The sequence below is a fragment of the Paraburkholderia phenoliruptrix genome, from assembly GCF_902859825.1.
In the GTDB taxonomy this organism is placed as follows: Bacteria; Pseudomonadota; Gammaproteobacteria; order Burkholderiales; family Burkholderiaceae; genus Paraburkholderia; species Paraburkholderia phenoliruptrix.
Genome location: NZ_CADIKB010000110.1, coordinates 1 through 1,441, shown reverse-complemented (window position 1 = coordinate 1,441; position 1,441 = coordinate 1). Strand labels below are relative to the sequence as shown.

General features: G+C 53.4%; 1 protein-coding gene. It reads left to right on the top strand.

What is annotated here, in order from left to right:
- The first annotated feature begins 44 nt into the window (after positions 1-44).
- Positions 45-1,408, top strand: a protein-coding gene (locus HV711_RS33175; protein ID WP_437342723.1) for an IS3 family transposase whose coding sequence is annotated in 2 segments (ribosomal slippage) — positions 45-527 and positions 530-1,408 — 1,362 coding nt in all. Because the reading frame shifts where the segments join, the coding sequence is not laid out codon by codon here.
- Positions 1,409-1,441: the final 33 nt, after the last annotated feature.

Here is a 1,441-nt window from a genome sequence, read left to right as displayed (position 1 = left end):
TGAACTGCCCCCCAAAAGTTGGACGGCTTTTTGGGGGAATTTTTGTGAAATACAGCGAGAAGACAAAGCTGTCTGCAACGAAGGACTATTGTTCCGGGCATGATGGTTTGAAAAGGGTTGCCGAACGGCACCGTGTGGATGTCTCGTCACTTCGCAGGTGGATCGCGGCGTATCAGGCGCATGGCGAAGAAGGCCTGCAAAGAAGAACGAGCTGTGCGCGCTACAGCGTGAAGTTCAAGCGTGAGGTTGTGAAACGGATGCGGAAGGAAGGCCTTTCATTCCGTCAGATTGCAGCGCTCTCGAACGTTCGCAATTTCAATATCATTGGGGTGTGGGAGCAGCAGTATGATGACGGCAGTTTGGCCGAGGGACGCTCACGGCCCGCAACTTCCACTGTCAGAATGCCAAAAAAACCGATATCGAAAAAGAAGCCGGCTGCGGATGCGGACCGCAGCCACGAGGATCTGCTGGCCGAAGTGAAGCATCTGCGCATGGAGAGCGAATATCTAAAAAAGCTCAACGCCTTGGTTCAAGCGAATGCGAAAGCAGCGCGGCAGAAAAAGCGCAAATCGTGCTTGAGCTAAGGCAGCGTTACCCGCTCGCAGATCTCCTTAAGGTGGCCGGTTTGGCCCGCAGCACTTTCTATTACCAGCAGAAGGTACTGCAGGCCGGGGACAAATATGCGAGCTTGAAGGAGCGCATCCGTGCGCTCTTTGAGCAGCATAAGGGCCGCTATGGGTATCGTCGAATCACGGCAGCTGTTCGGAGCCAGGGCGACAGAATCAACCACAAGACGATACAGCGTCTTATGGGCGAGCTGTCCCTGAAGTCGTGCATTCGACCAAAGAAGTACAAGTCGTTCAAAGGGAACGTCGGCAAGATAGCTCCCAACGTGCTGAAGCGAAAATTTGATGCGTCACGTCCCAACCAGAAGTGGGTGACGGACGTGACCGAGTTTAACGTCGAGGGCCAGAAGCTCTATCTTTCTCCGATCCTCGACCTCTACAACGGCGAAATCATCGCCTACGAGATGGCACGACGCCCGCTATTCGACATGGTCAACACGATGCTGAACAAGGCCTTCGCGAAGCTGGGGCCACGCGACAAGCCGATCCTACATTCGGATCAAGGCTGGCAGTACCAGATGCCTGTCTATAGCCGTCGGCTGAAAGCGCAGAAAATCAGGCAGAGCATGTCGCGCAAAGGTAACTGCCTCGATAACGCCACGATGGAGAGCTTCTTCGGAACGCTCAAGTCTGAATTCTTCTACCTGAACAAGTTTCGCAACCTCGACGAGCTGGAAGCCGGCATCAAAGACTACATCCACTATTACAACCACGATCGAATCAAGCTAAGATTACGAGGACTCACACCAGTCCAATACAGAATGAAATATAAGCAGCACTAACGTCAACGTGTCCAACATTCCGGGGTCGGTTCA